At 59.2% G+C, this 7,684-nt stretch carries 7 protein-coding genes; all 7 read left to right on the forward strand.

Annotated features, from left to right (window positions below; all coding sequences use genetic code 11):
* Positions 1-2,268, forward strand: a 2,268-nt coding sequence (locus AAC083_RS14630) for a DUF6701 domain-containing protein (RefSeq protein ID WP_339736073.1), incomplete at its 5' end; no start/stop codon positions are given.
* Between the two features lie 204 nt (positions 2,269-2,472).
* Positions 2,473-3,513, forward strand: a complete 1,041-nt coding sequence (locus AAC083_RS14635) for a rod shape-determining protein (RefSeq protein WP_005308111.1) — start codon at positions 2,473-2,475, stop codon at positions 3,511-3,513.
* 42 nt (positions 3,514-3,555) lie between these two features.
* Positions 3,556-4,461 (forward strand): rod shape-determining protein MreC, encoded by a 906-nt coding sequence (mreC, locus tag AAC083_RS14640; protein ID WP_108536988.1) that lies wholly within the window; start codon positions 3,556-3,558, stop codon positions 4,459-4,461.
* Positions 4,461-4,946, forward strand: a complete 486-nt coding sequence (mreD, locus tag AAC083_RS14645; RefSeq protein ID WP_042037959.1) for a rod shape-determining protein MreD — start codon at positions 4,461-4,463, stop codon at positions 4,944-4,946. Before mreC ends, mreD begins: the two co-directional genes overlap by 1 nt.
* A 51-nt stretch (positions 4,947-4,997) precedes the next feature.
* Positions 4,998-5,585, forward strand: coding sequence for a Maf family protein (locus AAC083_RS14650; RefSeq protein WP_042037957.1), 588 nt, complete (start codon positions 4,998-5,000; stop codon positions 5,583-5,585).
* Positions 5,586-5,779: 194 nt separating this feature from the next.
* On the forward strand, positions 5,780-7,249 hold the full coding sequence (rng, locus tag AAC083_RS14655) for a ribonuclease G (RefSeq protein WP_042037955.1): 1,470 nt from the start codon (positions 5,780-5,782) through the stop codon (positions 7,247-7,249).
* A partial coding sequence (locus tag AAC083_RS14660; RefSeq protein ID WP_441296521.1) for a YhdP family protein occupies positions 7,250-7,684 on the forward strand: 435 nt, incomplete at its 3' end.

Consider the following 7,684-nt stretch of genomic DNA (forward strand, 5'->3'; position numbering starts at 1 on the left):
GACTCACGCATTGCAGGCCGTTCCATGGTGTCTCTAGAAAGAGATAGTGGCGCGGGATTCGTAGCCTTGGTTCCCCCATTTAATGCCATGGCAACTGCTGGGCAGGAGCTGGTTCCTGCAGATTTTTTGTTGTCGCTCACTGGATCAACAGGAGGTGCTAACAATAATCACGAATTGGATGACATGGAAGTTTGTGCGCTGAATTCTCGGCCGGTCGGGGTGCAGATCGATCACTTCCAGCTCGATCACTCCGGTCAGGCACTGACGTGTAATCCCGAGACAGTGACGGTCAAGGCGTGCGCCAATGCGGCTTGCACCACCTTGATCACAGACCCTGTGACCGCGACCCTGAGTCTTACGCCTACTTCTGCGAGCAATGGTTGGATTAACGGTAATACGGTGACCTTCAGTGGCGGCTCTACCACAGTGCAGCTGCGCAACAACACGGCCACGGCGGTCACTATCGGGGTGTCCGGCTCGACTCCGACGACCAAACCATTCAGTTCCACCCTATGCAAGGCTGGTGCCGGGACTCCCAGTGCTGCGGCCTGCACCCTTAATTTTGCCGACAGCGGCTTCTTCTTCGATGTGCCGGATACCTACTCTAATCAGCCACAGACGGTCACCATCAAGGCGGTCAAAAAGAGCGATGTGACCAAGCAGTGTGTGCCGGGATTTGCCAGCCAGACCAAGAGCGTCAAATTCTGGAGCAGCTATATCTCTCCGAATAGTAACCCTTACAACAGCAAGATGAGTCTCAACAATAACGTGCTGGGCACGAGTCTGGGAACTGCGATACCTGTTTCCCTCCCATTTGATGCTCAGGGACAGTCGACTATCACGGTGAATTACCCGGATGCTGGTCAGGTGCAACTGGATGCTCGTTATGATGGCACCGGCAGTGAGGCGGGTCTGGTGATGCTTGGCGCGGATCAGTTTGTGGCGCGTCCTGTCGGCCTGTGCATTACGCCCCCGCAAGGTGTCTGTGCGGCAGGTAATAGCAGCTGTCCAGTGTTCAAAAAAGCGGGAGAGACATTCCAGATAGACCTCAAGGCGATGGCCTGGGAATCTGCCAATGATAGCGATATCTGTGTCGGGAATCAGACCACGCCCAACTTTGCCCTGCCCAATATTGCCTTGGGCAGTACGCTGGTGGCGCCAACCCCCGGCACCAATGCAGCGGTGGGAACTGCTACCTATAACCATGCGGCAGCGACCAACAGCAGCAACAGCGTCAACCAGACGGTGAGCGAGGTGGGGGTCTTCAGAATGACGGCGACCCCGCCTGCCAACGGTTACTTCACTTACACCATCCCCTCTGCGCAGAGCCAGCCGGTGGGCCGTTTTATCCCGGCCGACTTCAATCTGGTCAGTGGCGACATAGTGCCGGCCTGCAATGCGTTCTCTTATATGGGGCAGCCCTTTGGCGTCACGCTGGATGTGCTGGCCCGGAACACGACTGGTGGTCAGACCCGGAACTATACGGGGCTCTTTGCCAAGGGGGATGCCTATCTCTCGGTTGCCAACAACATGGATGGTAACTCCCTGTCGAGCCGCTTGCGCAGCTTGTCGACGCTGCCTTGGGTCAATGGGCGGGCGCAGTTTGCCGGTAATAGTGAGTTTGTGCGTCTCTCCGATACTCAACAGGACGGCCCATACAAATCTTTGCTGTTTGGTCTGTATATGAAAGACAACGATGGCGACAAAACATTGATTGCCAGCCCCAACTTCAACGATGCCGTGGTCGGCAATTGCAGCGGCAGTGGCTGCAATGCTCGTCTGATCGACAGTGTGCCCATGCAAGTCTATTTCGGTCGCCTGCTGGCAGGTACGGGAGCTGGCCTGGCCTCTGCGCCGTTGGCCGTGCCATTGCAGATGCAATATTACGAAGCGGGCAACTGGCAGTTGAACAAGCAGGATCAATGTACGGAGCTCTCTTTGGCCAATCAGGGGCTCACTTTCCTCAATCCGAGTCAGACGTTTGATGCGACCAGTCGCGATTTGAATCTGGGCGCTAGTCGCAAGATCAGGTTGGGGCTGGGGGATCCGCCCCCGGGAGTGATGTTGGCTAGAGCCAAAGATGGCGAGATCATGTTCCAGTTTGCCAAGCCGGAGATCTCGGTACGCATCCCCTACAAGGTCGATTTGTCAAAACAGCCATCACAGCCGCGCTGGTTGTCAGATCCAATTACCCTGCAAGGGGAGGCCATTTTTGGCTCCAGCCGGGGTAATGACAGAATTATTTATCGGCGCGAAGTAATGCCGTAATGGAGGCGGGGCGGCGGATCTTCGTGATCTTCCCCCCTATCTTCTTGTTTATTAGCGTTTGTCTGCCTGTGCGGGTGAGTGATGACTCGCATTTTTGTCGCGCCTGATGGGTTGGCGACAGTTTGAGCGCTTGCCCATTGGGGTGGGCATTGGTAAAGTTAGCCGGTTTTCTGCACCTCCAAATTCTTAGGATTTCCCGTAGCCATGTTCAAAAAGCTCAGAGGCGTCTTTTCCAACGATCTGTCGATCGACTTGGGAACTGCCAACACCCTGATCTACGTAAAAGATCAAGGGATCGTCCTTAACGAACCCTCAGTTGTCGCCATTCGCCAAGAGCGCGGGAACGCCAAATCGGTCGCTGCCGTCGGTCATGCCGCCAAGCAGATGCTGGGTCGTACCCCTGGCAACATCTCCGCCATCCGTCCGATGAAAGACGGCGTCATTGCCGACTTCTACGTGACCGAGAAGATGCTGCAGCACTTCATCAAGCAGGTTCACGACAACAATTATTTCCGCCCCAGCCCCCGTGTGCTGGTGTGTGTGCCGTGTGGTTCTACCCAGGTAGAGCGCCGTGCCATCAAGGAATCCGCACTGGGCGCAGGCGCCCGTGAGGTTTACCTGATCGACGAACCCATGGCTGCCGCCATCGGTGCCGGCTTGCCGGTCTCCGAAGCGACCGGTTCCATGGTGGTTGATATCGGTGGTGGTACGACCGAAGTGGCCATCATCTCGCTGAATGGCGTGGTTTACTCCCAGTCCGTGCGGATCGGTGGCGACAAGTTTGACGAAGCCATCATCAGCTACGTGCGTCGCAACTATGGCAGCCTGATCGGGGAAGCCACCGCCGAGCGCATCAAGCACGAAATCGGCTCCGCCTATCCGGGCGAAGAGGTACGCGAGATCGAAGTGCGTGGTCGCAACCTGGCCGAAGGTGTGCCGCGCAGCTTTACCCTCAACTCCAACGAGATCCTGGAAGCGCTGCAAGAGCCGCTGTCCGGTATCGTCTCCGCCGTGATGGTGGCGCTGGAACAGTCTCCGCCAGAATTGGCGTCCGACATCTCCGAGCGCGGCATGGTGCTGACCGGTGGTGGTGCACTGCTGAAGGATATCGACCGTCTGCTGATGGAAGAGACCGGCATACCGGTAGTGGTTGCCGAAGATCCCCTCACCTGTGTGGCCCGTGGCGGCGGCAAGGCGCTGGAGCTGATCGATATGCACGGTGGCGACCTGTTCCACTACGAATAAGACCCAAAGCCGGCCAGCGCGCCGGCTCTTTTTTGACGACTCATGAAACCCATTTTTGGTAGAGGCCCTTCGCTTCAGTTACGGTTGTTTCTCGCCGTCATCATCTCCATTGCTGCCATCGTAGCGGACTCTCGCTTCGGTGTGTTTACCCATGTCCGCGTCTACCTCAGTTCGCTCGTCAGCCCGCTGCAATACATGGCCAATGCGCCAGGTATCATGCTCGATACCATGTCTACCCAGGTGCAGACCCGGGCCGGTCTCATCGAACAAACCAAGCAGCAGGAACAACAGCTGTTCACCCTGCGTTCGCGCCTGCTCAAGATGGATCATCTGGAGCACGAGAACCAGCGTCTGCGTGAGCTGCTTGGTTCCCCGGTACACAAGGAGTCCCGCAAGATGGTGGCCGAGCTGCTGTCGGTGGATTCCGACCCCTTTAGCCATCAGGTGCTGATCAACAAGGGGGCGCTGGATGGTGTCTACAATGGTCAGCCGGTGATCAACGATCAGGGGGTGATAGGTCAGGTGCTGCACGTGGGTTCCACTACCAGCCGCGTCCTGCTCATTACCGACTCCAGTCACGGCATCCCGGTACGGGTGCTGCGCAACGACTTGCGTGCCATTGCCTCCGGTAGTGGCGAGCTGGACAAGCTGGAGCTGCGTAACTTGCCGCGCAACACGGACGTGCAAGTGGGCGACCTGCTGGTCACCTCCGGCCTTGGCGGCCGCTTCCCGGAAGGTTATCCGGTGGCGACCGTGACCCGCTCCGACTATGTGGAGGGCAAGCCCTTCGCCCAGGTCGAGGCCAAGCCGCTGGTGGAATTGGACAGATTGCGCTACCTGCTGCTGCTGTGGACCGACAAGAATCCGGACGTGCATGATGATGAAGAGGCGCCGGCCCCGGCTGCTGCATCGGTCGCGCTGAGCTCGACTGCGGGAGCGACGCACTGATGTTGCAACCCGCCAGCGGCAGGATCTGGATCTGGATCTCGATTCTGCTGGCTCTGTGCCTGTCGATCCTGCCGCTTCCCTTTCAATTTGAACCCTTCCGTCCGGATTGGCTCGCCATGGTGCTCATCTACTGGGCGCTGGCGCTGCCGCATAGGACCAACGTCGGCTCTGCCTGGGTGGCGGGCCTGCTGCTGGATGTGCTGCTGGGCAGCACCCTCGGCGTGCGGGCCATGGCCATGGCCATCACCACCTATCTGGCGGCCTTCCAGTTTCAGAAGATCCGCAACTTCTCCCTCTGGCAACAGGCGCTGATCATCGGCTGCCTCTCGCTGGTGGGCAAGGTGACCATCTTCTGGGCCGAACACCTGTTCAGCCGTGCCAGCCTCAATCTTGCCTACTTTTGGTCGACCCTGAGCACGATGCTAATATGGCCCTGGGTGTTTCTGGTCTTGCGCAAGGTGCGCCGCCGCTTCAATATCAAGTGAATATGTGCAAAAACAATGCATTGTAATCTTACCTCCTCTCATTAAGTGAATATGAACAAGCACAACGAACTGCAACTCTATCTCGCCTCGGGCTCGCCCCGCCGCCATGAACTGCTTGCCCAGCTGGGGTACCGCTTCGAGGTGCTAAAACTGGATGTGCCGGAGCGGCGGGAAGAGGGTGAAAAGGCACAGGATTACGTCTGCCGCCTCGCCCGTGACAAAGCGATGGCCGGCGTGGCCGCCGCCCCTGCGGCTCTGCCGGTGCTGGGCGCCGACACCATAGTCGTGCTGGGTGACAGGGTGCTCGAGAAGCCGTCCGACCTGCTCGATGCCAAAGACATGCTGGAGGCGCTCTCCGGCAAGGTGCATCAGGTGATGACGGCGGTGGCGCTGGCGACCCCGGAGCGCTGCGATGTGCGCCTGGTCACCACCAATGTGGCATTCCGCAAGCTGGATGAGGCCGAGATCGAGGCCTACTGGCGCACGGGTGAGCCCTGTGACAAGGCCGGTGCCTATGCGATTCAAGGGATTGCAGGCAAGTTTGTCAGCCGCATCGAGGGGAGCTACAGCGCCGTGGTCGGTCTGCCCCTGCTGGAAACAGATCTGCTGATCAAGCATCATCTGGAACAGTCTCGATAATCTATCCGCCAGCCGTGTTCTGCAAGGCCCGTTCAGCGGGCAGGCACAGGGTCGGAACATGGCGGTCAGAATTTGAAGCCATCACAGGCAAGGCAGGGGTCGGTGAAACTCGCCGGCTGTTTCTTACTGCGTTACTCACCGGGCACGTGCCGGTTTGGCTGCCAGAATTTAAAACTAGAAAGGCAAGGTAACTTATGTCGGTAGAACTGCTGGTGAACGTCACCCCCTCCGAAACCCGGGTTGCCCTGGTTGAAAACGGTCTGCTGCAGGAAGTGCACGTAGAGCGTCAGGCCAAGCGCGGCATAGTGGGCAACATCTACAAAGGCAAGATCAGCCGAGTGCTGCCCGGCATGCAGGCGGCGTTCGTCGATATCGGCATGGACAAGGCGGCCTTCCTGCACGCTTCCGACATAGTGCCGCACACCGAGTGCGTGGCGGTGAAGGAGAAGGAGCAGTTCCAGGTTGGCAACATCGCCGAGCTGGTACGCCAGGGGCAGGACATCATGGTGCAGGTGGTGAAAGATCCTCTGGGTACCAAGGGCGCCCGTCTCACCACCGACATCACCTTGCCGTCCCGCTATCTGGTGTTTATGCCGGGGAGTGCGCATGTGGGGGTGTCCCAGCGCATCGAATCCGAAGCGGAGCGCGAGCGCCTCAAGCGTACCGTGGCCAGCTATGTGGATGATCTCGGTGGCTACATCATTCGCACCGCCGCCGAAGGGGTGGGGGAGCAGGAGCTGGAGCAGGACGCCGCCTTCCTCAAGCGATTGTGGCGCAAGATCCTGGAGCGCAAGCACAAATACCCGCCCTGCAAGATCCTCTACGAAGATCCCAGCCTGGCATTTCGGGTGGTGCGCGATTTCGTCGGCGCCGAGCTTGACAAGATCCGGGTCGACTCACGCCAGAGCTTCGATCAGCTCAAGCGCTTCACCGAGGAGTACGTGCCCGAACTGGCCGGCAAGCTGGAGTACTACTCCGGCGAGTCACCCATCTTCGATCTCTACGACGTGGAGAACGAGATCCAGCGTGCGCTGGATCGCAAGGTAGAGCTGAAATCCGGCGGCTACCTCATCATCGACCAGACCGAAGCCATGACCACGGTGGACATCAACACGGGTGCCTTCGTTGGCCATCGCAATCTGGAAGAGACCATCTTTAATACCAACGTCGAGGCGACCGCGGCCATCGCCCGCCAGCTGCGCTTGCGCAACCTCGGTGGCATCATCATCATCGACTTCATCGACATGCAGTCCGAGGATCACCGCCGGCGGGTGCTGCACAGCCTGGAGCAGGCGCTCTCCAAAGACAGGGCCAAGACCAACGTCAATGGCTTCTCCCAGCTTGGTCTGGTGGAGATGACCCGCAAGCGTACCCGCGAGAGCCTGGAGCACGTGCTCTGCTCCGAATGCCCCGAGTGCAAGGGGCGCGGTCGGGTCAAGACGGTGGAGTCGGTCTGCTTCGAGATACTGCGGGAGCTCATCCGGGTCAATCGCGCCTACGATGCGGATCAGTTCACCGTCTACGCTGCGCCGGCCGTGGCCGACTACCTGCGGGGCGAAGAGTCCCACAGCCTCGCCGAGCTGGAGGTGTTTATCGGCAAGCAGGTCCGGGTGGTGAGTGAACCGCTCTGCGGTCAGGAACAATTCGATGTGGTGATGATGTAATTGGTCTATCGCTGGCTGAGTCGGGGCTGGTTAGCCCTCGGGGTCTTCTTCGTGCTGCTGGCCATCCTGGTCAGTCTGGTGCGCGTTGGTGGCCCCTTACTCAACCAGCATAGACAGGCACTGCTCGACACCCTGCTGGCCGACAGCAAGCTGGAAGCCAGCGTTGATCGCATCGGCCTGGACTGGACCCAACGCGGCCCAGCCCTCGAACTGCAACAGCTGGTGATAGCGCCCGATTCCGGCCGTTTCGCTGTGCGTCTTGGCAAGGTGTGGGCGCACCTCGACTTCTGGCGCTCCCTCAACGAGCTCAAACCCGTGTTTGGGCAGCTCATCTTGAGCGATGGCGACATAGCCCTGGATCTGGCCCAGCCAGCCGACCCCGAGCCCCGTAACGGCAGCGATCAGCAGCAGGCATTGCTGCGCTTCCTGCTGACC

It is taken from the genome of Aeromonas sp. HMWF014, assembly GCF_963878295.1.
GTDB lineage: Bacteria > Pseudomonadota > Gammaproteobacteria > Enterobacterales > Aeromonadaceae > Aeromonas > Aeromonas popoffii.

What these genes read in the sequence shown, in the direction of transcription:
- AAC083_RS14650 (WP_042037957.1), top strand. Translation starts at nt 4,998, where the DNA reads ATGAACAAGCACAACGAACTGCAACTCTATCTCGCCTCGGGCTCGCCC.
- mreC (WP_108536988.1), top strand. Translation starts at nt 3,556, where the DNA reads ATGAAACCCATTTTTGGTAGAGGCCCTTCGCTTCAGTTACGGTTGTTT.
- rng (WP_042037955.1), top strand. Translation starts at nt 5,780, where the DNA reads ATGTCGGTAGAACTGCTGGTGAACGTCACCCCCTCCGAAACCCGGGTT.
- mreD (WP_042037959.1), top strand. Translation starts at nt 4,461, where the DNA reads ATGTTGCAACCCGCCAGCGGCAGGATCTGGATCTGGATCTCGATTCTG.
- AAC083_RS14635 (WP_005308111.1), top strand. Translation starts at nt 2,473, where the DNA reads ATGTTCAAAAAGCTCAGAGGCGTCTTTTCCAACGATCTGTCGATCGAC.